We start from the raw sequence: 22,673 nt of genomic DNA, 5'->3' as shown, positions 1-22,673 counted from the left end.
GTTCCCATCCCGAACACGGAAGTTAAGCTTTTCAGCGCCGATGGTAGTTAGGGGCTGTCCCCTTGTGAGAGTAGGACGTCGCTAGGCAATCTAAAGAACATCTAAATGATGTTCTTTTTTTATGCGCAAAATTAGCAAGCCATGAACCATCCTCAATCTAATAACATCACTACGCAAGGGTTTAAATTGCAATACTCCCTTAAAACAAAATAAAAAGCCCCAAAACTGGAGCTTGAACATTAAGAGAATATTTCAGGATTTGTAATTTTTTTTAGCTGATTTAAATAAAATTTATATTTTGGATTACTCGTATCTGTTGAAATCAAATCACTTTCGCAATCTGTACAGATAAAAGAAGTGTATAGGTGTATCCCTTTTAGTTTTGTATGCTCGCAAATGACACACTCTTCCCCTATATGTTTCTTTGCTAATAGCGAACTCAATGACTCCACCTCCATACACTAAGTCTGCCCAACCTTCTATTATTGCATACAATCTTTAGAAAATTCTCCTCTAAAAAGATTACTTGTTTAATAATGTATGTTAGAAAGCGAATTTCGTTGTATGTCTTATTGAATTCTTTGCTCGTTATAAAGCTTTTAACATGAAAGTACCTTCTTCCTCATCTATTTGATAAAATAGACAAGATGATAAACAAGTGGTGATAAAGTATGAATCAAAATAAACTTCCTTTATTTGAAGCATTACAAACACATGCAAATGGCAATCCAATATCTTTTCATGTTCCAGGCCATAAGTATGGCAACTTGATCCCAGAGCAGGCAAAAGAGTATTATCAGCATTTATTGAAGCTAGATGCTACTGAATTGAATGGATTAGATGATCTTCATTCACCAGAGGGCGCGATTTTTGAGGCCGAGAAGCTGCTAGCTGAATTTTATCAGGCTAAAAAAAGCTTCTTTCTAATAAATGGGTCAACAGTTGGAAATTTGGCGATGATTATGGCTGCTATTGGAGAAAATGATACAGTGCTTATACAAAGGAATTGTCATAAATCGATCTTAAATGGAATACATCTTGTCAAGGCAAACCCTGTCTTTTTGGGACCGGATTATGATGAGGACTGGGGAGTGGCTGGGGGAGTATCTGTCGAAACGGTCAAATTAGCGATTCAGGAATTTCCTAATGCAAAGGCTATTATTCTTACATACCCGAATTATTATGGGATGGTCTATGAGCTGGAGGAATTGATTCACTATGCCCAATCGAAAGGAATACCTGTATTAGTTGATGAGGCGCATGGAGCTCATTTTGCTGGAAGTCGCTTATTTCCGCCGTCAGCCGTTCAACTAAATGCTGATCTTGTTGTCCAGTCGGCACATAAAACCCTACCGGCTATGACAATGGGAGCCTATTTACATTTTAATAGTAAACTCCTTTCGGAAAAAAGGGTTCGTCACTTTTTGCAAATTTTGCAATCGAGCAGTCCTTCTTATCCGATTATGGCGTCACTCGATATCGCAAGACATTATTTGGCTACATACTCAGATAAGGATATGGAATATCTTTTACAAAAGGTCAATGAATTTAGACGCAGACTGCAGCAAATAAAGGGCATTAAAGTCCTTTCCTATCACAAGGGCTTGGGAGATCCGTTGAAAGTAACCATTCAATCCACAACAGGGTTAAGCGGTTATGAGCTACAGAGCATGCTTGAAGGTGTGGGAGTCTATACAGAAATGGCAGACCCCTATAATGTATTGCTTGTATTTCCATTAATAAAAGCAAATATGGAGCTTTCAATCGAGGAGATGACAGCCCATTTTGAAAAGGCCCTTCAGTCAATTCCAAATTCGTTGATGTCCAAAATCATTCCTTTTAAGAAACCAAGTATTTCAAAGCTAGCATTAAGCGCAAATCAAATGGCTGACCGCGAGTCGGTCTCCATCCCGTTAGAAGAGGCAACCGGTAAAATTTGTGCCCAATTAATCATTCCATATCCTCCGGGGATTCCTTTATTATTTCCTGGGGAAATAGTTAGAAAAGAAGATATTGGAAATATTCACTTACTCCTCCAAACTGGCGCCAGATTTCAAGGAGGAGAGCATTTAAAATATGGCAGACTAGATATATTTCCAGAATAACTATATATCGTTATGTCATCTTGGAGGTAAACAATGAAAAAAGGTATTTTTATAACAGCAGAAGGACCCGATGGAGCTGGAAAAACAACGATTATGAAACTGCTTGGGGAAAGATTAGAAGCGGAAGGTTATCCAGTGATGCTGACTAGAGAACCAGGCGGAATCGAAATTGCTGAACAGATAAGAAATGTCATTTTAGATAAGAGCAATACGAAAATGGATGCCCGGACAGAAGCACTTCTTTATGCAGCAGCAAGGAGACAGCATTTAGTTGAGAAGGTTCTTCCTGCTCTTGAAAAAGGGTTGATCGTTTTATGTGATCGGTTTATTGATAGCTCCCTCGCTTATCAAGGGTATGCAAGGGGATTGGGAGTGGCTGAAGTATTTTCAATTAATCAATTTGCCATTGAAGGAATGATGCCGAGTTTAACACTCTACTTTGATATTGAATCGGAGGCTGGGCTTGAAAGAATCAACCGGCATAAAGATCGGGAAGTGAATCGTCTTGACTTGGAGAACTTAGCATTCCATCAAAAGGTTCGGGAAGGCTACTTTCAATTAATGAAAGACCATTCTGATCGCATTTTTAAAATAGATGCATCTAAATCGATTGAGGAAGTATATCAAGCGGCAGAAAAAAAGGTGAAAGAAATGATCCATCAGGCAGACTAAACATCGAGGGTTAAATAGACCCTCTTTTTTTGATGAACAAATCAAGTAATTCGCGTGCCATGGAAAAAACGCGGACATTTTGCAATGCAAGGTTGAGAGCAATAGTCACGAATTGTGTATATACCTTTCGACATTTAGGATAAAACATGTTTGTTCCCAAAAAAATTGCTATAATGGAGATAGGCATATATTTTCAACATTATAAAAAATGAACAGGGTAAATAAAAGGGGCTGAGAGTGTATGAAACTTATATTAGCGGTGATTCAAGATCAGGACAGTAATAAATTAATGAATGCGTTAGTAGATAATAACTTTCGTGCGACCAAACTGGCAAGTACTGGCGGCTTCCTAAAGTCTGGGAATACAACCTTTATGATTGGAACAGAAGATATTCGTGTGGACAGGGCTTTGCAAATTATTAAAGAGAATTGCAAGTCAAGAGACCAGCTAGTTGCCCCTATCTCTCCAATGGGGGGGAATGCGGATTCATATGTTCCATATCCTGTAGAGGTTGAGGTTGGTGGAGCAACTGTCTTTGTCTTGCCGATTGAAAATTTCCTTCAATTTTAACGAGACCTTCTTCTATTGCATAAAAACTAAGAATTAAAGTGGTGATGATTGTGGCAAAAACGTGGGAAGACCTTCAAGAATTACAGCCTGTTGTATTAAAAATGTTCAAAAATAGCATCATGAAGGATCGGCTTGCCCACGCTTATTTATTTGAAGGGATGAAAGGAACTGGGAAACGAGAGGCTGGTTATCTTTTAGCAAAAAGTGTATTTTGTCATTCTCCCCTTCAAGGCTATATTCCTTGTGAAGCATGTGTAAATTGCAAAAGAATTAACAACGGGAACCATCCTGATGTCCATTTGATTGAACCGGATGGATTGTCTATTAAGAAGGCTCAGATTCAGGCGCTTCAAGAGGAATTTACGAAGACCGGTGTGGAATCAAGGAAAAAATTATATATGATTGTTCATGCCGACCGGATGACGACGAATGCAGCGAACAGCCTGTTAAAATTCCTTGAAGAGCCACATGCGCATACGATTGCAGTTTTGATGACAGAACAGGCCCAGCAAATACTACCTACTATACTTTCTCGCTGTCAGGCTATATCATTTCAATCCTTATCTCCTGAAAAAATGATTGAAAAATTAAGGCTGAATGGAGTAGACCCACAGCTAGCGCCATTAATTGCCCACCTTACCAATAATCTAGATGAAGCTATTGAATATAGTCAAAATGATTGGTTTGTACAAGCGCAAAAAATAGTGTTAAAATTATGTGAAGCGCTTAAAAAAACTCCGCTGGAGGCAATGGTTGCTCTTCAGGATGATTGGTTTAAGCACTTTAAAGAGAAAGAACAATTAGATCTTGGCTTAGACTTATTACTTCTAGTTTTTAAGGATCTATTATATATACAGCTCGGCAAGGACGGACAGATTGTCTATCAAAATGAGAAAGCGCGTTTAGAACAGTTTGCATTGCAATCCTCTAATAGAAAAATATCAGAACAGATGACGGCTGTTTTAGAGGCAAAAAGGAGATTGTATGCAAATATGAATCCGCAGCTGTTAATGGAACAGCTTGTGTTGAAGTTGCAGGAGGGGTCTTCATTTGTATGATGTAGTAGGAGTTCGCTTTAAAAAGGCGGGCAAAATTTATTATTTTGATCCCGGCGGGCTGGAGATTAATAAAGATGACTTTGTGATTGTCGAAACAGTCCGTGGTGTGGAGTACGGCAAGGTCGTTGTGCCGCCGAAAAAGGTTGACGAGAATGATGTTGTTCTCCCATTAAGAAAAGTCCTCCGAATTGCTGATCAAAAGGATAAAATGATTGTCGAAGAAAATAAGCAAGCTGCAAAAGAAGCATATGAAGTTTGCAATGAAAAAGTCAGTACTCATCAGTTAGAAATGAAACTAGTTGATGTTGAATATACATTTGACCGAAATAAAGTCATCTTTTACTTTACAGCCGATGGACGAGTCGATTTCAGGGAGTTAGTCAAGGATCTCGCAGCGATTTTCCGTACGAGAATTGAATTGCGGCAAATCGGTGTCCGAGATGAAGCGAAAATGCTAGGCGGCATAGGCCCTTGCGGAAGAATGTTATGCTGTTCTACTTTTTTAGGCGACTTCGATCCTGTATCTATTAAGATGGCAAAGGATCAAAATCTTTCATTAAACCCGACGAAAATCTCAGGGCTCTGTGGACGATTAATGTGCTGTCTGAAGTATGAAAATGATGAATATGAAGAAGCAAAATCGCAGCTTCCTGACCTTGGAGAATGGATTCAAACGCCTGAAGGTCCCGGTAAAGTGGTCGGCTTAAATATTTTAGAACGAGTGCTTCAAGTGGATGTAACTGCGGCTGAGCGCGTGCTTGAGTATACTTTAGATGAATTAGTAAAACAGGGTGCTGTATCAGTTCAATCCACAGATTAATGAGGTGGAATACGTGGATAAAAAAGAAATCTTTGATTCAGTTAGTAATATGGAAACCCAAATTGGCCAGCTCTATCAACAGCTTGGTGAGTTAAAGCAGCACTTGGCAGAAACCCTTGAGGAGAATAACTCTTTAAAGCTGGAAAATGAACATTTACGGCGTCGTTTGGAATTTACAACAAATAAAGAAAAACCTGCAGAGAAAAAAGGCCAGACTGCCAATCAGCCAACAGGCTCAGCCGATGATAAATTGGTGGATGTCGGTGAAGGCTACGATAATCTTGCCCGTCTTTATCAAGAGGGATTCCACATATGTAACCTCCATTTTGGAAGCCCGCGAAAAGAGGGAGATTGCCTTTTTTGCTTGTCGTTTCTTAATAAGAAATAATAGTGTAGCCTTCCTCATAAAGGGAAGGCTATTTTTACTTATTGTCTAGCTCCAGCGCCTACCCCCTCGAGGTCATAAGCCAATCCGCCCAGAAAGGTAAAGAACACCTTTCCGAGCGGATCGTCTTATGCTTGTCGGGGGTGAGCACAAAGGAAAGCTCCTGCGAATAATCAACGCAGGAACAATTGTCCTATGATTGTTCCGAAGGCGCTTGCGCTTTAATTAATAAATGGAGGAAGAAAGTATGGAATTTTTAAAAGGAGACGAACGATTAGATTATTTGCTTGCCGAGAATTTACGCATTATCCAAAGCCCTTCAGTGTTCTCCTTTTCACTTGATGCGGTTTTACTAGCTAGATTTGTTCATGTACCGATTCAAAAAGGCAGCCTGATCGATCTTTGCAGTGGAAACGGCGTCATTCCGCTGTTCTTAAGCTTGAGAACAAAGGGCTCCATAATTGGAGTAGAAATTCAAGAGAGGCTATATGATATGGCCAAAAGAAGCATCGAATACAATCAACTAGAAAATCGCATTCAGATGATTCATGGGGATATTAAGGAAATACCGAAGGAGCTCGGCTTTGGCAAGTTTGATGTAGTGACATGCAACCCGCCTTATTTTACGACTCCAACCTCTGAAGAAATAAATGAGAATGAGCATCTGGCTATTGCCCGGCATGAAATTTTATGTACATTAGAGGACGCAATTAAAGCATCAAGTCAATTAGCGAAGCAAGGCGGGAAAGTTGCCTTTGTCCATCGGCCAGGAAGATTTTTAGATATTATGACGTTAATGAGGAAATATAAGTTAGAACCGAAAAAAATCCAATTCGTGTATCCAAAGCAAGGGAAAGAAGCGAACACATTATTAATAGAAGCGATTAAAAATGGCAACCCAGATTTAAAAATACTGCCTCCTTTAATCGTATACCAGGATAATAATGAATACACTTCTGAGATAAAGGAAATCTTGTATGGAAAATAGCCATTTCTTTTATGTTCTTCATTGTAAAGATGATACGCTGTATGCGGGCTATACGAATAATTTGGAAAAGCGTGTGAGGCTTCACAATGAAGGAAAAGGGGCTAAATACACGAGAGGCAGAGGCCCCGTCGAGTTAGTTTATTCAAAGGTGTTTGATAATAAAAGCGATGCATTAAAGGCCGAGTATGAATTTAAGCAATGGTCACGAAAGAAAAAAGAGGAATACCTCACAAATAAGACAGGTGGTACGTATGTGGCAACAAAAAAGCTTTGAAAAGGAAGAAAGCAAAGGCATATTGTATTTAGTTCCGACTCCTATTGGAAATTTGGAGGATATGAGCTTTCGGGCAATTCGAATCATGAAAGAAGCAGATTTTATTGCTGCTGAGGATACGAGAAATACAAAAAAGCTGTGCAATTACTTTGAAATAGAAACGCCCATCATCAGCTATCATGAACATAATAAAGAAGCGAGCGGGAAGAAGATTATTGAAAAGCTAGCTGAGGGAGCAAAAATCGCACTTGTTAGTGATGCGGGGATGCCGACGATTTCTGACCCGGGCTATGAGTTAGTTACAGCGGCAGTAGGGGAAAGGCTAACAGTCGTTCCGCTTCCGGGGGCAAATGCCGCCTTAACGGCCTTAATCGCTTCAGGTCTTAATCCGCAGCCTTTTTACTTTTATGGCTTTTTAGATCGGCAGAAGAAGACGAAAAGGAAACAGCTTCAAGAGCTTGCAAAAATGTCGGCAACAACGATCCTTTACGAGGCGCCGCACCGTTTAAAAGAAACACTCACATTGATTGAAGAAGAAATGGGCAACCGAGAAATCGTCCTTTGCCGGGAGCTAACAAAGAAATATGAAGAATTCATCCGAGGGACGGTAAAAGAGGCATTAGACTGGGCGGTAAGTGGAGAAATTAGAGGGGAGTTCGTTCTTATTATTGAAGGTTCATCAGAGCATCTTCAAGACGAGGATGACTCGTGGTGGAAGGACATGTCCATTGAATTGCATGTCGAACATTATATCAATGAAAGTGGCATGAATAGTAAAGAGGCCATTAAACAAACAGCAACAGACCGAGGTTTGAATAAGCGCGACGTTTACCATGCCTATCATGTGAAATAAATAGATAAAGAAAACTCGCCGACTGGCGAGCCTTGGAAAGGCGAAGACAGAGGCGTAGTTGCACTTATCGCGCTCATGGCTGCCACGTCCTGTGGCATTCGCCCGACTAGGGCATCCTGCCCGTCGTACTTAATTCCTAAAATTGGCGACTGCGTCGAATTTACTTCTTCGTTGACAATTTATACGTCCTTAACGTGCAAAAAAGAAAGCTTCTCAATCCCATGAGAAGCTTTCTGCATATTATTTTACAAGTTCAAATCTGTTTTGGATTTCCTCTAATAATTGTTCTGCACCTTCACGGCTTACGATTAATTTTCCGCTAGCTAATGTGATGTTGTTATCAGAAACTTCGCCAGTTACAAGGCAAGTCATATTTGGCTTGTATTTTTTAAGAACGATACGGTCATCGTCAACATAGATTTCTAGAGCATCTTTCTCTGCAATGTCTAATGTACGTCTTAATTCAATCGGAATAACCACGCGTCCAAGTTCATCAACTTTACGAACAATACCTGTAGATTTCATAATAAAAATCTCCTCTCCAAATCTAAAAAAATATTTTTCTATTTTCACTAATTCGCCAATATTCGACAAAAACTTCTTGATTTCATAATACCAGGCTTTCCCAAATACGTCAATAAATTTATTTTGATTTTCAATGGGAATTTTTACCCTTTTGTTGTAAATACTGATATAAAGGGGTTTTAATAGACTGAAGTTTTATGGAAAGGACAGATAATGGGAATTTCCCTGTTTATGCTATAAAAAAATGAGAAATGTGAAGTTAGGAAATTCGACAAAAAGCAACACCACCTGCTATAAATTCAATAATAATATTTGCATATTCCATCGATCTACATCTTATGACTTTCGTCCATGATCACTAAGGAAATCTGCTTAGAAAAATCATCGTAGGAACACTCCGTTCATTGATGGTTCCAAAGTCGCTCTGCTTATTTATTGTCTAGCTCAGGCGCTAACAGGCTCCTGGGTCTATATTTCTTGCACAAATACTAAATTTTAGGTATATTTTGAAGGTATAAGAGGACATGATGACTTAATGTATTAGTGTTCGATAAAGGCTTATTTAACTTTATTCAGTTCAATCTCGCCCATCTATTCGGTCGGGATTTTTTAGCTAAAGAAGGAGGAAGTTTTCATGGGAGATAAAAAGAATTTTTATCTGACGACACCAATTTATTATCCGAGCGGAAATTTACATATAGGACATGCCTATACAACGGTTGCTGGTGACGCAATGGCCCGCTACAAGCGTATACGCGGGTATGATGTAATGTATTTGACGGGAACGGATGAACACGGGCAAAAGATTCAAGAAAAAGCGGAGGAGAAAGGTATTTCACCGCAGAAATATGTTGATGAAATTGTCGATGGGATTCAGGAGCTTTGGAAAAAGCTTGATATATCCTATGATGATTTTATTCGTACAACACAAGATCGGCACAAGGTCATCGTTCAAAAAATCTTTGCCCAATTATTAGAGCAAGGAGATATTTATCTTGGTGAATACGAAGGTTGGTATTGTACGCCATGTGAATCTTACTTTACAGAGCGCCAATTAGTAGATGGAAATTGTCCTGACTGTGGAAGATCGGTGAACAAGGTTAAAGAAGAATCATATTTCTTTAAGGTGAGTAAATATGCCGACCGCCTGCTGCAGTATTATGAAGAGAATCCTTCATTTATTCAGCCTGAATCACGGAAAAATGAAATGATTAACAACTTTATTAAGCCGGGCTTAGAAGATTTGGCTGTTTCCAGAACGACATTTGATTGGGGCATTCAAGTTCCTGGGAATCCGAAGCATGTCATCTACGTATGGATCGATGCTCTATCGAACTATATTACGGCCCTTGGATACGGATCAGAAGACCCAGTAAAATATGAAAAGTATTGGCCGGCAAATGTCCATTTAGTAGGGAAGGAAATTGTTCGTTTCCATACGATCTATTGGCCAATTATGTTAATGGCGCTAGACCTGCCTCTGCCTAAAAAGGTATTTGCTCATGGCTGGTTATTAATGAAGGATGGGAAAATGTCCAAATCCAAAGGAAACGTTGTCGATCCGGTTACTTTAATCGATCGATATGGGCTAGATGCTTTACGCTACTATTTATTGCGTGAAGTCCCATTCGGCGCAGACGGCGTATTTACACCTGAAGGGTTCGTAGAAAGAATTAATTTTGACTTGGCGAATGATTTAGGTAACTTATTAAACCGTACGCTCGCTATGGTGGATAAGTATTTTGACGGAGTTATTCCAGCTTATAATGGCTCTAATGGGGAATTCGATCAATCCTTACTTCAAGCAAACAAAGAAACGATCCAAAAGTATGAAGAAGCAATGGAAAACATGGAGTTTTCTGTAGCCTTAACAGCAATTTGGCAATTAGTAAGTAAATCTAATAAATATATAGATGAAACACAGCCATGGGCATTAGCAAAGGATGAAGCAAAAACGGCTGAACTTGAAAGTGTGATGGCACATTTAGCGGAATCTCTACGAAGAATTGCCATCCTTCTTCAGCCATTCTTAACACAGGCACCGAAGGAAATCTTTACACAGCTCAATGTGAACGTGGATAATTTAACGAATTGGGATAGCTTAGAAAGCTTTGGAATCATTCCAAATGGAACTAAAATTGCAAAAGGATCACCAATATTCCCGCGTCTTGATTTGAAAGAAGAAGTGGAATACATCAAAACAAAGATGCAAGGGGCAACTCCGAAAGCAGAAGAAGTAAAGGCAGAAGAAAAGCCAGAAGAAAAGCCAGACAGTGAAGAAATTACAATTGATGACTTCATGAAGGTTGACTTGCGGGTAGCACAGGTTATTCATGCAGAACCAGTGAAAAAGGCGGATAAGCTGCTCAAGCTTCAATTAGATCTAGGCTATGAAAAACGCCAAGTTGTCTCAGGGATTGCGCAATTTTACAAACCAGAGGAGCTAATTGGCCGTAAATTAATTTGCGTCACGAATTTAAAACCTGTAAAGCTTCGTGGTGAGCTATCTGAAGGAATGATTTTAGCCGGAAGTAAAGATGGAGAGCTTTCATTAGCAACGATCGCTGAGTCTCTTCCATTGGGAGCAAGAGTGAAGTAATCACTGATAATGAGTAAAAATAAACATAGAAATGTTTCACGTGTAACATTAAACGTAAGACATTTCTATGTTTTTCTTTTGGAAAATAATATGTATTTGGATATTCTATTGTAAAGTCAACAATTTTAAAATAACTTCTTTATTTTTCTATAATGTCAAATAAAAGTAAATACTATCTTTGGAAAATGACATGTCATTTGTACTAATTGTTACGTAAGTGAAAAGAATGTAACTAAAATAAAATTTATGTAAAAGGGTGAGTTTTTAATGTTTTTCGACACACACGCACATTTGAATGCTGAACAATATAATGATGATCTAAGGGAGGTAATTGACAGAGCTTTAGAAGAAGGTGTCTCACGAATTGTTGTTGTAGGATTTGATCGTCTCACAATTGAAAAAGCAATGGAACTAACAGAGCAATACGACTTTATTTATGCTAGTGTCGGCTGGCATCCTGTTGATGCGATTGATATGACGGATGAAGATCTTCGTTGGATTGAAGAGCTTGCAAGCCACCCGAAAGTAGTCGCTCTTGGCGAGATGGGGCTTGATTATTATTGGGACAAGTCACCGAAAGAAATTCAGAAAGAGGTCTTTAGAAAGCAAATTCAGCTGGCGAAAAAGGTAAAGCTGCCGATCATTATTCATAATCGGGATGCGACAGCAGATATTGTAGCGATTTTGAAGGAAGAAGGAGCAGCGGAAGTTGGAGGCATTATGCATTGCTTTAGCGGCAGTCCTGAAACAGCAAAGGAATGTGTCGATATGAACTTTTATATTTCCCTTGGCGGACCTGTAACTTTTAAAAATGCCAAAAAACCGAAGGAAGTAGCAGAAGCCATTCCTCTTGATCGGCTGTTAATCGAGACAGATTGTCCATATTTAGCTCCGCATCCATATCGGGGCAAGCGGAACGAACCGAGCTATGTCAAGCTTGTTGCAGAACAAATTGCCGAGATAAAAGGTGTTTCAGTAGAAGAAGTGGCGGAAATGACGACTGCCAATGCAAAAAAATTATTCGGCATAATTTGATAAGGAATGTTGTCGATTTAATGGGGGACTTGTCCAATTTCTTTCGATTTCCAAAAAGTTCTACATTTCCTTGTCCGAACATAGGATAACCATGTCGACAACTCTCTCTTTCCTTTCTCTTGAAGTTTTTGCATAATAGGAAATACGTTTGGGGGTGTTAGTTAAAAACGATCAAAAGCGTTGATCTAAGCCTTGTATGTAATAGGTGAGCAGATTGATTTTCCTGCATGGGTGATGACTTCGTGCATCAAAAACGGTTCAACAAATCCGGCGACAATTCATTTTTTTACACAAAAAGGAAAAGGGAAGAGAGTTGACAAACCTGTAAGATAGTCTATATAATCACTCCGAGAGAAAAGGAGGCGTTTTTCATCGTATTTCAAAACATGAAAAACCTGTTTTCTGAGTCTTTGAGTAAAAAGAAAATCATGATCATTACTGCTAGTTTCATAGTTTTAATCGCCGCTTTAGGCTTTTTTATATTTGAATTCACGAAAAAAACAGTGGCTATGACACTAGACGGTAAAGAGCAGATCATTAAAACACATGCAAATACAATCCAAGAGGTTTTCAATGATTTAGATATTTCTTTACGCGCAGAGGACTATGTGTCTGTATCGCTGGACACAAAGGTGAAGGACAACTTAAAAGTTGTTTGGGAGCCGGCTAAACAGGTTCACATTGTGAAAGACAACGAGAAGAAAACGATTTGGACAGTATCCAAAACAGTCAAAGAGCTTTTGAAAGAACAGAAGATTGCTATAACTGATCACGATAAGGTTCAGCCAAGTCTCGAAGAGGAAATAACAAACAATCTTGATATTGTTGTCAATAAAGCTTTTTCTTTAACGTTGTCAGATGGCGGGAAGGAACAGCAGGTATGGTCAACTTCGACTACGGTCGCTGACTTTTTATCACAGCAGGGGATAGAGCTAAATGATCTAGATCGCATTGAACCCAAGGCTGATGCAATCGTCAAAAAAGACGACCACATCCAAATCATTCGAGTAGAAAAAGTCACCGATGTAGTGGAAGAACCAGTTAAATTTGCTGTCGTATCGAAAAAGGACAGCAGCCTTGCTAAAGGATCCCAAAATGTTATTCAACCAGGCAAAGACGGCCTTCTAACGAAGGAATTTGAAGTAGTTTTAGAAAATGGCAAGGAAGTTTCGCGAACATTAATAAGCAAAAAAACCATCAATGAGAAGCAAGATAAGATTGTAGCGGTTGGCACAAAGCCAATGGCTGTTAATGTTGTTGCATCACGTGGTGAAACAGGCGGAAAGGAAATATACGTTTCTTCGACCGCTTATACAGCGCATTGTAATGGCTGTTCCGGAAGAACAGCGACAGGCCTCAATCTGCGAGCCAATCCAGATATGAAGGTGATTGCCGTAGACCCGAGAGTAATCCCATTAGGAACGAAGGTATATGTTGAAGGCTATGGGTATGCAATTGCTGCTGACACGGGCTCAGCCATTAAAGGAAACAAAATTGATGTGTTTTTTGCTTCTAATGCAGACGCCTATCGCTGGGGACGCAAAAACGTAAAAATTCGAATCCTAAATTAATTATTGATGCAGGGGACCTCTAATATCCTCTGCATTTTTTCTTTCTTGGACTTTTCATATATAATTAAATTATCATTTCACTTGTTATATATATAGACGAATAACGTTACAGAAATGTTTCATTTTTTTATCAAATATTTTATTTTTATTTTTTATTTTTCAAACTTCCCGAGGAGGATTTATGAAAATCAAAGAAATCATTGTGGTAGAAGGCAAGGATGATACGACCGCAATTAAGAATGCGTTAGATGCCGATACGATCGAAACGAACGGGTCGGCGATAAGTGAAGAAACGATTGAAAAAATAAAGCTTGCGCAAAAAACGCGAGGCGTGATTGTTTTCACAGATCCAGATTTTCCAGGTCAAAAAATTCGTAATACAATCAAAGAAAAAGTTCCAGGCTGCAAGCATGCTTTTCTTGATAAAAAGGATGCCATTCATAAGCGTGGCAAAGGGGTTGGTGTCGAGCATGCCTCTCCTGAAATGATTCGCAAGGCCCTTCAGGATGCACATATAATGCATGAGGAGACAATTGAAGCCATCACACAAGACGACCTAATCACAGCGGGACTAATAGGCGGTGCTGGAGCAAGAGAGCGAAGAGAAAAGCTAGGAAAGATTTTGAAAATTGGGTTTACAAATGGTAAGCAGCTACATAAAAGCTTAATGATGTTTCAAATTAGTAAAGAGGAGTTTGCTGCCGCCATCCAAGCAATACGTCAGGAGGAAGAAAATGCATAAAGATATAGCAACCCCGGTAAGAACTCGAGCCATTTTAGAAAAATACGGGTTTTCCTTTAAAAAAAGTTTAGGACAAAATTTTTTAATTGATACGAATATCTTGAGAAGAATTGTTGACCATGCCGAATTAACCGATGATTCGGCGGCAATTGAAATTGGCCCTGGGATTGGAGCCTTAACAGAACAGCTGGCCAAAAGAAGTAAAAAAGTAGTCGCTTTTGAAATTGACCAACGTTTGCTGCCTATTTTAGAGGATACACTTTCTCCTTATCCTAATACAAAGATCATCCATGAAGATGTTTTAAAAGCGGATGTAAAAGGGATGATTGAAACGGAATTGCAAGGCATTGACGACTTAATGGTAGTCGCCAATCTGCCGTATTACGTGACAACACCGATCATTATGAAGCTGTTGGAAGAAAAGCTTCCAATTAGGGGAATTGTGTGTATGCTTCAAAAAGAGGTGGCTGATCGAATTTCCGCTAAGCCAGGAACGAAAGATTATGGGTCCTTATCCATTGCCATTCAGTATTACACTGAAGCTGAAACAGTGATGATCGTACCTAAAACGGTGTTTATTCCTCAGCCCAATGTAGATTCAGCTGTTATTCGCTTGACGAAGCGAAAGGAGCCAGCTGTCTCCGTCCAAGATGAGGGATTCTTTTTTCAAATCATACGAGCAAGCTTTGCGCAAAGACGTAAGACGTTGCTCAATAATTTAACTAGTCATTTGCCAGATGGAAAACAAAAGAAAGAAGAAATAATTGCAGCGTTAGAGCAGGCTGGAATTGAGCCAGGAAGAAGAGGCGAAACATTATCGATTGAAGAATTCGCCCGTCTTAGTGACGGCCTCTCGCCAATCTTTTCATAAGACTCGCCAAGTGCGGGTCTTTCTTATTTAAAAAGATTTAGATTCGGAGACTTAAAGGACATCAATGAGCGGTTTTCCGCCCAACTATGTCCTTTAAACCCCGGTTAAAGGACATCCTTTGGTGTCTTCCCCCCCATCTATGTCCTTGAAACCGCCAATATTTGTGTTTCATCCCGTTATGTCCTTTAAGCGCTTTTAATTTTATAGCACACGTCTTTAAACAAATGCATATTTTATGAGAGAACCTAGACTGTATTTCGATAGGGGAGCGGGTTGCTTCGCTATGTATCCTTGCTGAAAGGATGCAGACGAAATCGTTTAGTTTACATTGAGACTGCCCTTATAGTAGTGGCGAGACAAACGCCATGAAAGGCATATCTTGGGCTAATTGGAGTGACGGTGTTGAGCATAAATCTAATGGATATTGTCGGAAGAGTTTCTTACTCCTGTGATATTCTGTTTCGCGTTATTGACTTCCGGGAACAAAACGGGCAAAAGGTTGCCGTGTTATATGGGGAGGACATCCGGCTTATTGCAGATGCGCCCCTTGAAGATTTAATCGCCATTAGCCCGTCAACGCGGGCAAAAATTGCACAAGAATATCACTCAATGGAAGAACAGTCATTGGAGCTGTTTCGGCAAGATGTCGAATTGATTAAGCAGAAACAGGAGTATCAAGCGACAGACGGCTACAGCAAATTATTTAACTACTTTCAAATGCCTGGGAAAGTGCTTCACTTAGATGGAGATCCCTCCTATTTAGAGAAATGTTTAAATGTATATGAGAAAATTGGTGTACCTGTAACAGGCATCCACTGCAATGAAAAAGAAATGCATTTGAAAATTGGCCAGCTCATCGACTATTACAGACCAGATATTCTCGTTATTACAGGTCATGATTCCTATTCCAAAGCAAAAGGAAAAAAATCAGATATTAACGCATACCGCCATTCGAAATACTTCGTTCAAACAGTCATAGAAGCAAGGAAGAAGATCCCTCATTTAGATCAGCTCGTTATCTTTGCCGGCGCGTGCCAATCCCATTTTGAATCCATCATCCAAGCTGGCGCTAATTTTGCCAGTTCCCCTTATCGGGTAAATATTCATGCTCTTGATCCTGTCTATATTGTCGCAAAAGTTAGTTTCACCCCATTTATGGAGAGAATTAATGTTTGGGATGTTTTACGAAATACACTAACAGGGGAAAAGGGTCTCGGCGGAATTGAAACAAAAGGAGTATTAAGAACCGGTATGCCGTTTAATATAGAACATCATAATGAAACTGACTAAAAACCGTTCGATCAAAAACGGTTTATTTTTTTTGCGTACAACATGGTCATATTTCTTTAAAATTAGCATACATATTCTAAGATGAATAAGGAAAACCTATAAATGTTGAAAAATAAAAGAATTTGTGGACGAAAATATATTGACAATCTTTTTTAAAGACTGTTATAATTTATATTTTTATTTGACTCCACTGTGTCAGTGTGATAAACTTAACATAGTGAGGTGGAACGAATGGCAAAAACATTATTGGATATCAAAAAGGCTCTTGATTCAAACCTTGGGAAAAGACTTTTACTCAAGGCTAATGGCGGACGCAGGAAGACGATTGAGCGTTCAGGTGTTTTAGCAGAGACGTACCCTTCTGTATTTGTGATAGAGCTGGATCAGGATGAAAATGCGTTTGAGCGCGTATCCTACAGCTACGCAGATGTTTTAACAGAAACAGTTCAAATTACCTTCTATGAAGAAACAGCAGGACGAGTTGCATTAAATTAACATAAATTTTTTTTGCCTGAAAGCGACGAACGAATGTTTGTCGCTATTTTTATTTTAAAAAGCATAGTTCAAGTGTGTGTTCAAAAAGGAGGACAAAAAGAGCCGAGAAGTTCAAGGAAGCGTGGCCTCCGAGCACCGAGCGCTAGCTGGTTGCTTCGGAGCATTTCCTTCGCACGAAGAAAAAGCGCTCTTCTTTTCGAGGATATGCTTTTAATACTTGTGGAGCGGAGGAGTAAGCTGACTTCAAAAAGTGGAAGTGCCTTGGTCAGTCCTGACAAGCATAAGACGGCTTACGTAGTGGCTCGATCTTTAGCCACGCAGTAAGATGGCTTATGACCTCGAGGGGCTAGGCACTTGAACTAGATTAGCTGAAATTCGACAGCTCTTTGAATAATCTTCTCGAATAAACATCGCACGAAGAAAAAGTGCTTTTCTTTTTCGAGGATTTTTTCCCGGACTTTTTGAACATCCTCTTCAATCTTCTTTTTTCCTCTAATAGGCTATTATGATTAACGAACGGAAACTCCATACTATTAGTACCGCAGTGTGAAAGGAGATGTTAATCATAGGTAGGCGCAGAGGAGTAATGACAGAAGGTTTCAAAGAGGAACTAGCGAAGGAGCTCGGCTTTTATGATGTGGTTCAAAGAGAAGGCTGGGGCGGGATTAGAGCAAAAGATGCCGGTAATATGGTGAAAAGAGCAGTGGAAATCGCACAGCAAAGCCTCAAGAACAACCGGTAATTCTCCATAAATTCCTTTACTGCACAGTATGGTATTTGGTGATTAATAACTAAATAACGCACTTCGGTATGCTGGGACCCAAAAGGTTCCAGCATTTTGTCTAGCTCCGGCCACCCCCGACTTACAGGACGTACTAGACGACAACGCGACAGGACAAGGAAAGCTTCCTAGAGTAATCATCGCAGGAACAATTTACCTTTAAATTGTTCCGAAGGCGCCTCCGCTTATCTTTTTTAAAAATAATGTCTAATCAAAAGGTCTTACTTTGGCTGTTTTGTGGTAAAATAGGACAAAAAATGGACACGTTGAATGGTCAAAGTAGGTGAAAATGTTGAAGCTTTTAGTAAAGGCACCGGCGAAAATTAATTTATCTTTGGATGTCTTACATAAACGTGGGGACGGCTATCATGAAGTGGAAATGATTATGACAACCATTGATCTAGCCGATCGCCTTGAATTAACGTTATTGGAGCAAGAAGAAATAAAAATCATTTCACATAATCGGTTTGTTCCGGATGATCAGCGAAATCTTGCATATCAGGCGGCACTGCTTTTAAAGGAGCGGTTTCAAGTAAAAAAAGGCGTCGCGATTACCATTGAGAAAACGATCCCTGTTGCTGCTGGTCTTGCAGGGGGGAGCAGTGACGCTGCTGCTGTCCTGAGAGGGTTAAATAAGCTATGGGGGCTCGGATTAAGCTTAGATGAACTGGCAACGATTGGAGCGGAAATTGGTTCGGATGTGTCCTTCTGTGTTTACGGGGGGACGGCGTTGGCAACGGGAAGAGGAGAAATCATAAAAGAGCTTCCGGCTGCTCCAACATGCTGGGTGATTCTAGCCAAGCCGTTTATCGGTGTTTCGACAGCAGATGTATATCGGAGACTTCAGTTAAGCAGTGTCAAGCATCCGAATACGAAAGAAATGATACAAGCAATTGAAGGCGGCGATTACGATCAAGTATGTGGCCTTGTCGGGAATGTCCTTGAAGAAGTGACTTTCAAACTGCATCCTGAAGTCGCCCAAATTAAAGAGCAAATTAAAAGATTCGGTGCAGATGCAGTATTAATGAGCGGTAGCGGCCCTACTGTTTTTGGCCTTGTCCGTCATGACTCGAGAATGCAGCGAATTTATAATGGATTGAGAGGATTTTGTGATCAAGTTTTTGCCGTCAGAATGCTAGGTGAACGTCATAAACTTGATTAAATCCGTATGATGATGATATATTGATGATAGAATATTCGGATTTGATTGGGGGTCCTATAGTGAAATTTCGTCGAAGTGAGCGCTTAATTGATATGACGAATTATTTATTAGAACATCCAAGACAATTAGTCTCTTTAACCTATTTTTCAGAAAGGTTTCAATCAGCTAAATCCTCAATCAGTGAAGATTTAGCGATTATTAAAGAGACTTTTGAACAACAAGGAATTGGAACATTACAAACAGTCCCGGGTGCTGCAGGCGGAGTGAAATTTCAAGTAAAAGTATCGGATGAGGAAGCGAGGTCTTTTATTTCTGAGCTTTGTGAGGTCATCTCCGCCCCTGACCGTTTATTACCAGGTGGCTATTTATATATGACAGACATTATAGGGAATCCTTCTATTGTGAATCGGGTCGGTCGCTTATTTGCCTCGGCCTTTGGAGAAACGCAAATTGACGTTGTTATGACTGTAGCAACGAAGGGAATTTCCTTAGCTTATGCAGTGGCTAACTATTTAAATGTTCCTGTTGTCATTGTACGAAAGGATAGTAAAGTCACAGAAGGCTCAACGGTCAGTATCAATTATGTATCTGGTTCATCCAATAGAATATCAACGATGATGCTTTCAAAGAGAAGCTTGGCAGAAGGCTCTAAGGTGCTTATTGTCGATGACTTCATGAGAGGTGGCGGCACCGTTAATGGGATGATCGGCATGCTTGAGGAGTTCAAAGCAACTGTAGCCGGAATCGCTGTCTTAATCGAAGCAGAGAATGCTGAGCAACGACTTGTTGATGAGTATTTATCTCTCATCAGGCTATCGGAAGTGGATGAAAGAGAAAAGAAGATCAAAGTAAGCGAAGGTAATTATTTTAAAAAATAATTATAGTTTAATCTCATTATTTATTAAGGGGGATACACGTATGAAAATCGTTCAAACAACTAAAGCGCCAGCTGCTATTGGCCCATATTCACAAGGAATCATTGTAAACAACTTATTTTACAGTTCAGGTCAAATTCCGCTAACAGCTGAAGGTGTTTTGGTCGAAGGTGACGTTAAAGTTCAAACGCATCAAGTATTCAAAAACCTGCAAGCTGTTCTTGAAGAAGCAGGGGCATCCTTAGAAACAGTAGTGAAAGCAACTGTGTTTATAAAAAATATGGATGATTTTGCTGTGATTAATGAAGTCTATGGTGAGTATTTTCATACACATAAACCAGCACGTTCATGCGTAGAAGTAGCTCGCTTGCCTAAAGACGTTTTAGTAGAAATTGAAGTAGTAGCTCTTGTTAAAGAATAGGGGAATATTAAAAGCAAGCTCATATTATGGTGAGCTTGCTTTTTTATTGTCTAGCTCCATAAGGAATGCTTCGGCAGCATATTCATCGCACGAGTAAAAGCGCTAGCTTTTAGGAGGAGCGCCTACCCCCGACGTACAGGACGTACTAGTGTCGACAATGCGACAGGACAAGGAAGACTTCGACAGCGACACATCGCACGACCAAAAGTGTAGCTTTTGGGAGGACGTCGTGTATTTGTCGACCTCGAGGTCACAAGTCAATCCTCCCTGAAAGGTAAAGAACACCTTTCTGAGAGGCTTGTCTTGTGCTTGTCGGGGGTGATCAAGGCGCTTCCGCTTTTCTTTCCCCTTTTTTGTATATTTTCTCCTTTTTCAAGTCATACTGGATGAGGGACTAAAAAGAGTGTAAATTTCAATTAAAAGATTCTAAAAATTTTTTCGATTCAAGAAGGAAAAATGGAAATAATGTTGAATTATTAAACTAAGGTTTAAATCTCCTAGAAAAGGTGGTGAACAGAATGGAAGTAACTGACGTAAGATTGCGCCGCGTTAATACAGATGGTCGTATGAGGGCAATTGCATCCATTACATTGGATCATGAATTTGTTGTTCATGATATTCGTGTTATTGATGGAAACAATGGGTTATTTGTTGCTATGCCTAGCAAACGAACTCCGGATGGGGAATTTAGAGACATCGCTCACCCAATTAACTCTGGAACACGGGGGAAAATCCAGGAGGCTGTATTATCAGAATACCACCGCTTAGGTGAGTTAGAAGTTGAATTCGAAGAAGCTGGAGCTTCCTAAATAATAGCAACTAGAGCCTACTGCACAAGTAAGGCTCTTTTTTAATCTCCACGATGTCCCTTACTGCTCTCTTGTTTTATTCTTCTCTTTATCTTCAGAATGAAAACCAATTTTTTCTACTATTGTGTAAAATATATGTAGTTTGCTGTCAATTCTTGAAATAAGCGCTTCAATAAGATATATTTTTAATGGATAAAAATGAAATGAAATTAAACTTTACGAAACAATGGCGAAGAATACTGATTTTGAATTCGTAAATGAGAGGGTAAGCCAATATAATGGTAAAGGTGTATTGGCTTCTTATAGTGCCTGATTTTGTTCGTTTTTCTGCATTTAGGAAGGCTCCTTCCTACTTACTCTTATGAAATGGAGGCCTGTCTGTGTATAATCGATATGCGGTCATTTTAGCCGCAGGTCAAGGGACGAGAATGAAGTCTAAGCTTTACAAAGTCCTGCATCCTGTGTGTGGAAAGCCGATGGTTCAACATGTGGTTGATCAAGTTTCTAAGCTTAATATAAAAGAAATTGTAACGATTATCGGTCATGGGGCGGAGCTTGTACAGGCTCAGCTTGGCGACAACATTAAATATGCTTTGCAAAAGGAGCAGCTTGGGACGGCTCATGCTGTCATGCAGGCGAAGGAAATGCTTGATGGAAAAGAAGGCGTGACAATTGTCGTATGTGGGGATACTCCGCTTATCACACATGAAACAATGGAAGCCCTTTATAAACATCATGAAGAAACAGGTGCGAAGGCGTCTGTTTTAACAGCATGGACTAATAATCCCGCCGGTTATGGACGCATCGTTCGCAATGATAGCGGACATGTTGAGAAAATAGTCGAGCATAAAGACGCAACAGAAGAGGAACGCAAGATTCAAGAAATCAATACGGGAACTTATTGCTTTGATAATCAAGCATTATTTCAAGCTTTAAGTCAAGTAAGCAATGATAATGTTCAAGGAGAATATTATTTGCCTGACGTCATTGAAATTTTAAAAAATGAAGGGGCTCCAATTGCAGCGTATCAAACAGCTGAATTTGGGGAGACTCTTGGCGTCAACGACAGGGTTGCTCTTTCTGAAGCTGAGCAGTTTATGAAACAAAGAATTAATGAGGCTCATATGCGGAATGGGGTCACAATCATTGATCCTTCGAATACGTATATTGGTGCTGATGTAACGATTGGAATGGATACAGTCCTTTATCCGGGAACGATTCTTTCCGGCCAAACCTCTATCGGTTCCAACTGCAAGATCGGCCCTCATAGCGAAATCTCAGATTGTACAGTAGGGGATCATACGGTGATTCGTCAATCTGCTGCCTTTGACAGCCAAATTGGATCAGATGTCCAAATTGGGCCATTTGCCCATATCCGTCCGAATTCAGAAATTCACGGTCATGTAAAGATTGGAAACTTTGTTGAAGTGAAGAAGTCTGTCTTTGGAGAAGGAAGCAAGGCGTCTCATCTAAGTTATATTGGTGACGCTGAGGTTGGCCGTGATGTCAATATTGGCTGCGGAACGATTACAGTAAATTATGATGGGAAAAATAAATTCCTAACGAGAATAGAAGACGGGGTTTTCGTAGGCTGTAATTCCAATCTTGTGGCGCCTGTAACCATTGGGAAAAATGCTTATGTAGCAGCAGGATCCACGATTACAAATGATGTTCCAGAAGAAGCTTTATCGATTGCAAGAGCACGTCAAGTAAATAAAGAGAACTACGTAGAAAAACTAAAAAGTAAGAAATAAATTGATGGGGGCCAATT

Annotated in this window: 24 protein-coding genes and 1 rRNA gene; 23 read left to right on the top strand and 2 right to left on the bottom strand. The window is 39.8% G+C overall.

Annotated features, from left to right (window positions below; translation table 11 throughout):
• Nucleotides 1–87: ribosomal RNA gene (gene rrf, locus F7731_RS24120) — 5S ribosomal RNA — on the top strand; the annotation flags it as partial.
• Nucleotides 88–239: 152 nt separating this feature from the next.
• On the opposite strand, the gene F7731_RS24115 is transcribed toward rrf, so the two are convergent.
• The gene (locus F7731_RS24115; protein ID WP_151537346.1) at nt 240–443 is read right to left on the bottom strand and encodes a sigma factor G inhibitor Gin; all 204 of its coding nucleotides are present in this window, start codon (nt 441–443) and stop codon (nt 240–242) included.
• A gap of 228 nt (nt 444–671) precedes the next feature.
• Between F7731_RS24115 and F7731_RS24110 the strand changes: the two genes are divergently transcribed.
• From F7731_RS24110 to rsmI, 9 genes are all read left to right on the top strand, one after another.
• On the top strand, nt 672–2,105 hold the full coding sequence (locus F7731_RS24110) for an aminotransferase class I/II-fold pyridoxal phosphate-dependent enzyme (RefSeq protein WP_151537345.1): 1,434 nt from the start codon (nt 672–674) through the stop codon (nt 2,103–2,105).
• Nucleotides 2,106–2,138: 33 nt separating this feature from the next.
• A complete protein-coding gene (gene tmk, locus F7731_RS24105; protein ID WP_151537344.1) occupies nt 2,139–2,777 on the top strand; it encodes a dTMP kinase in 639 nt (212 codons plus the stop codon).
• A 241-nt stretch (nt 2,778–3,018) separates the two neighbouring features.
• Complete coding sequence (locus F7731_RS24100; protein ID WP_151537343.1) at nt 3,019–3,348, top strand: cyclic-di-AMP receptor; 330 nt, start codon at nt 3,019–3,021, stop codon at nt 3,346–3,348.
• A 50-nt stretch (nt 3,349–3,398) separates the two neighbouring features.
• Nucleotides 3,399–4,406 (top strand): DNA polymerase III subunit delta', encoded by a 1,008-nt coding sequence (gene holB, locus F7731_RS24095; RefSeq protein ID WP_151537342.1) that lies wholly within the window; start codon nt 3,399–3,401, stop codon nt 4,404–4,406.
• A complete protein-coding gene (locus F7731_RS24090) occupies nt 4,399–5,226 on the top strand; it encodes a PSP1 domain-containing protein (RefSeq protein WP_151537341.1) in 828 nt (275 codons plus the stop codon). The genes holB and F7731_RS24090 overlap by 8 nt, the downstream gene beginning before the upstream one ends.
• Nucleotides 5,227–5,239: 13 nt before the next feature.
• The gene (gene yabA / locus F7731_RS24085) at nt 5,240–5,614 is read left to right on the top strand and encodes a DNA replication initiation control protein YabA (protein ID WP_151537340.1); all 375 of its coding nucleotides are present in this window, start codon (nt 5,240–5,242) and stop codon (nt 5,612–5,614) included.
• A 244-nt stretch (nt 5,615–5,858) separates the two neighbouring features.
• Nucleotides 5,859–6,599 (top strand): tRNA1(Val) (adenine(37)-N6)-methyltransferase, encoded by a 741-nt coding sequence (locus F7731_RS24080; protein WP_151537339.1) that lies wholly within the window; start codon nt 5,859–5,861, stop codon nt 6,597–6,599.
• A complete protein-coding gene (locus F7731_RS24075; protein ID WP_151537338.1) occupies nt 6,589–6,873 on the top strand; it encodes a GIY-YIG nuclease family protein in 285 nt (94 codons plus the stop codon). Before F7731_RS24080 ends, F7731_RS24075 begins: the two co-directional genes overlap by 11 nt.
• The gene (gene rsmI, locus F7731_RS24070; protein WP_151537337.1) at nt 6,851–7,726 is read left to right on the top strand and encodes a 16S rRNA (cytidine(1402)-2'-O)-methyltransferase; all 876 of its coding nucleotides are present in this window, start codon (nt 6,851–6,853) and stop codon (nt 7,724–7,726) included. The genes F7731_RS24075 and rsmI overlap by 23 nt, the downstream gene beginning before the upstream one ends.
• Before the next feature lie 240 nt (nt 7,727–7,966).
• On the opposite strand, the gene abrB is transcribed toward rsmI, so the two are convergent.
• Nucleotides 7,967–8,251, bottom strand: a complete 285-nt coding sequence (gene abrB / locus F7731_RS24065; protein WP_151537336.1) for a transition state genes transcriptional regulator AbrB — start codon at nt 8,249–8,251, stop codon at nt 7,967–7,969.
• A gap of 634 nt (nt 8,252–8,885) precedes the next feature.
• On the opposite strand from abrB, the gene metG reads away from it, so the two are divergent.
• The 13 genes from metG (at nt 8,886) to glmU (ending at nt 22,656) form a co-directional block, all read left to right on the top strand.
• Complete coding sequence (gene metG, locus F7731_RS24060) at nt 8,886–10,850, top strand: methionine--tRNA ligase (protein WP_151537335.1); 1,965 nt, start codon at nt 8,886–8,888, stop codon at nt 10,848–10,850.
• Nucleotides 10,851–11,117: 267 nt separating this feature from the next.
• On the top strand, nt 11,118–11,885 hold the full coding sequence (locus F7731_RS24055; RefSeq protein WP_151537334.1) for a TatD family hydrolase: 768 nt from the start codon (nt 11,118–11,120) through the stop codon (nt 11,883–11,885).
• A gap of 386 nt (nt 11,886–12,271) precedes the next feature.
• Entirely contained in the window at nt 12,272–13,456 is a 1,185-nt protein-coding gene (locus F7731_RS24050; RefSeq protein WP_151537333.1) for a G5 and 3D domain-containing protein, read from the top strand.
• A gap of 181 nt (nt 13,457–13,637) precedes the next feature.
• Complete coding sequence (gene rnmV / locus F7731_RS24045) at nt 13,638–14,198, top strand: ribonuclease M5 (RefSeq protein WP_151537332.1); 561 nt, start codon at nt 13,638–13,640, stop codon at nt 14,196–14,198.
• Nucleotides 14,191–15,069, top strand: a complete 879-nt coding sequence (gene rsmA, locus F7731_RS24040; protein ID WP_151537331.1) for a 16S rRNA (adenine(1518)-N(6)/adenine(1519)-N(6))-dimethyltransferase RsmA — start codon at nt 14,191–14,193, stop codon at nt 15,067–15,069. Before rnmV ends, rsmA begins: the two co-directional genes overlap by 8 nt.
• A gap of 402 nt (nt 15,070–15,471) precedes the next feature.
• Nucleotides 15,472–16,359 (top strand): sporulation peptidase YabG, encoded by an 888-nt coding sequence (yabG, locus tag F7731_RS24035; RefSeq protein WP_151537330.1) that lies wholly within the window; start codon nt 15,472–15,474, stop codon nt 16,357–16,359.
• A gap of 231 nt (nt 16,360–16,590) precedes the next feature.
• On the top strand, nt 16,591–16,854 hold the full coding sequence (gene veg, locus F7731_RS24030) for a biofilm formation stimulator Veg (RefSeq protein WP_151537329.1): 264 nt from the start codon (nt 16,591–16,593) through the stop codon (nt 16,852–16,854).
• Between the two features lie 565 nt (nt 16,855–17,419).
• On the top strand, nt 17,420–17,596 hold the full coding sequence (locus tag F7731_RS24025) for a small, acid-soluble spore protein, alpha/beta type (protein WP_151537349.1): 177 nt from the start codon (nt 17,420–17,422) through the stop codon (nt 17,594–17,596).
• 331 nt (nt 17,597–17,927) lie between these two features.
• Nucleotides 17,928–18,797: a 4-(cytidine 5'-diphospho)-2-C-methyl-D-erythritol kinase gene (ispE, locus tag F7731_RS24020; RefSeq protein ID WP_151537348.1), complete on the top strand. Its 870-nt coding sequence runs from the start codon at nt 17,928–17,930 to the stop codon at nt 18,795–18,797.
• A gap of 59 nt (nt 18,798–18,856) precedes the next feature.
• Complete coding sequence (gene purR, locus F7731_RS24015; RefSeq protein WP_151537328.1) at nt 18,857–19,675, top strand: pur operon repressor; 819 nt, start codon at nt 18,857–18,859, stop codon at nt 19,673–19,675.
• Between the two features lie 40 nt (nt 19,676–19,715).
• A complete protein-coding gene (locus F7731_RS24010; RefSeq protein ID WP_151537327.1) occupies nt 19,716–20,093 on the top strand; it encodes a RidA family protein in 378 nt (125 codons plus the stop codon).
• 518 nt (nt 20,094–20,611) lie between these two features.
• Nucleotides 20,612–20,902 carry a septation regulator SpoVG gene (spoVG, locus tag F7731_RS24005; protein WP_053479353.1) on the top strand — a complete coding sequence of 97 codons (291 nt, stop codon included), beginning with the start codon at nt 20,612–20,614 and terminating at the stop codon, nt 20,900–20,902.
• 380 nt (nt 20,903–21,282) lie between these two features.
• Nucleotides 21,283–22,656, top strand: coding sequence for a bifunctional UDP-N-acetylglucosamine diphosphorylase/glucosamine-1-phosphate N-acetyltransferase GlmU (gene glmU / locus F7731_RS24000; RefSeq protein ID WP_151537326.1), 1,374 nt, complete (start codon nt 21,283–21,285; stop codon nt 22,654–22,656).
• Nucleotides 22,657–22,673 lie beyond the last annotated feature (17 nt).

Origin of the sequence: Cytobacillus depressus, assembly GCF_008923245.1 — a bacterium.
GTDB lineage: Bacteria > Bacillota > Bacilli > Bacillales > Cytobacillaceae > Cytobacillus > Cytobacillus depressus.
The sequence above is the reverse complement of the archived record's forward strand: the minus strand, read 5'-3'. Positions and strand labels throughout refer to the sequence as shown.

What these genes read in the sequence shown, in the direction of transcription:
- F7731_RS24110 (WP_151537345.1), top strand. Translation starts at nt 672, where the DNA reads ATGAATCAAAATAAACTTCCTTTATTTGAAGCATTACAAACACATGCA.
- rnmV (WP_151537332.1), top strand. Translation starts at nt 13,638, where the DNA reads ATGAAAATCAAAGAAATCATTGTGGTAGAAGGCAAGGATGATACGACC.
- tmk (WP_151537344.1), top strand. Translation starts at nt 2,139, where the DNA reads ATGAAAAAAGGTATTTTTATAACAGCAGAAGGACCCGATGGAGCTGGA.
- F7731_RS24055 (WP_151537334.1), top strand. Translation starts at nt 11,118, where the DNA reads ATGTTTTTCGACACACACGCACATTTGAATGCTGAACAATATAATGAT.
- metG (WP_151537335.1), top strand. Translation starts at nt 8,886, where the DNA reads ATGGGAGATAAAAAGAATTTTTATCTGACGACACCAATTTATTATCCG.
- F7731_RS24075 (WP_151537338.1), top strand. Translation starts at nt 6,589, where the DNA reads ATGGAAAATAGCCATTTCTTTTATGTTCTTCATTGTAAAGATGATACG.
- rsmI (WP_151537337.1), top strand. Translation starts at nt 6,851, where the DNA reads ATGTGGCAACAAAAAAGCTTTGAAAAGGAAGAAAGCAAAGGCATATTG.
- rsmA (WP_151537331.1), top strand. Translation starts at nt 14,191, where the DNA reads ATGCATAAAGATATAGCAACCCCGGTAAGAACTCGAGCCATTTTAGAA.
- F7731_RS24050 (WP_151537333.1), top strand. Translation starts at nt 12,272, where the DNA reads ATGAAAAACCTGTTTTCTGAGTCTTTGAGTAAAAAGAAAATCATGATC.
- abrB (WP_151537336.1), bottom strand. Translation starts at nt 8,251, where the DNA reads ATGAAATCTACAGGTATTGTTCGTAAAGTTGATGAACTTGGACGCGTG.
- F7731_RS24010 (WP_151537327.1), top strand. Translation starts at nt 19,716, where the DNA reads ATGAAAATCGTTCAAACAACTAAAGCGCCAGCTGCTATTGGCCCATAT.
- veg (WP_151537329.1), top strand. Translation starts at nt 16,591, where the DNA reads ATGGCAAAAACATTATTGGATATCAAAAAGGCTCTTGATTCAAACCTT.
- F7731_RS24080 (WP_151537339.1), top strand. Translation starts at nt 5,859, where the DNA reads ATGGAATTTTTAAAAGGAGACGAACGATTAGATTATTTGCTTGCCGAG.
- F7731_RS24100 (WP_151537343.1), top strand. Translation starts at nt 3,019, where the DNA reads ATGAAACTTATATTAGCGGTGATTCAAGATCAGGACAGTAATAAATTA.
- spoVG (WP_053479353.1), top strand. Translation starts at nt 20,612, where the DNA reads ATGGAAGTAACTGACGTAAGATTGCGCCGCGTTAATACAGATGGTCGT.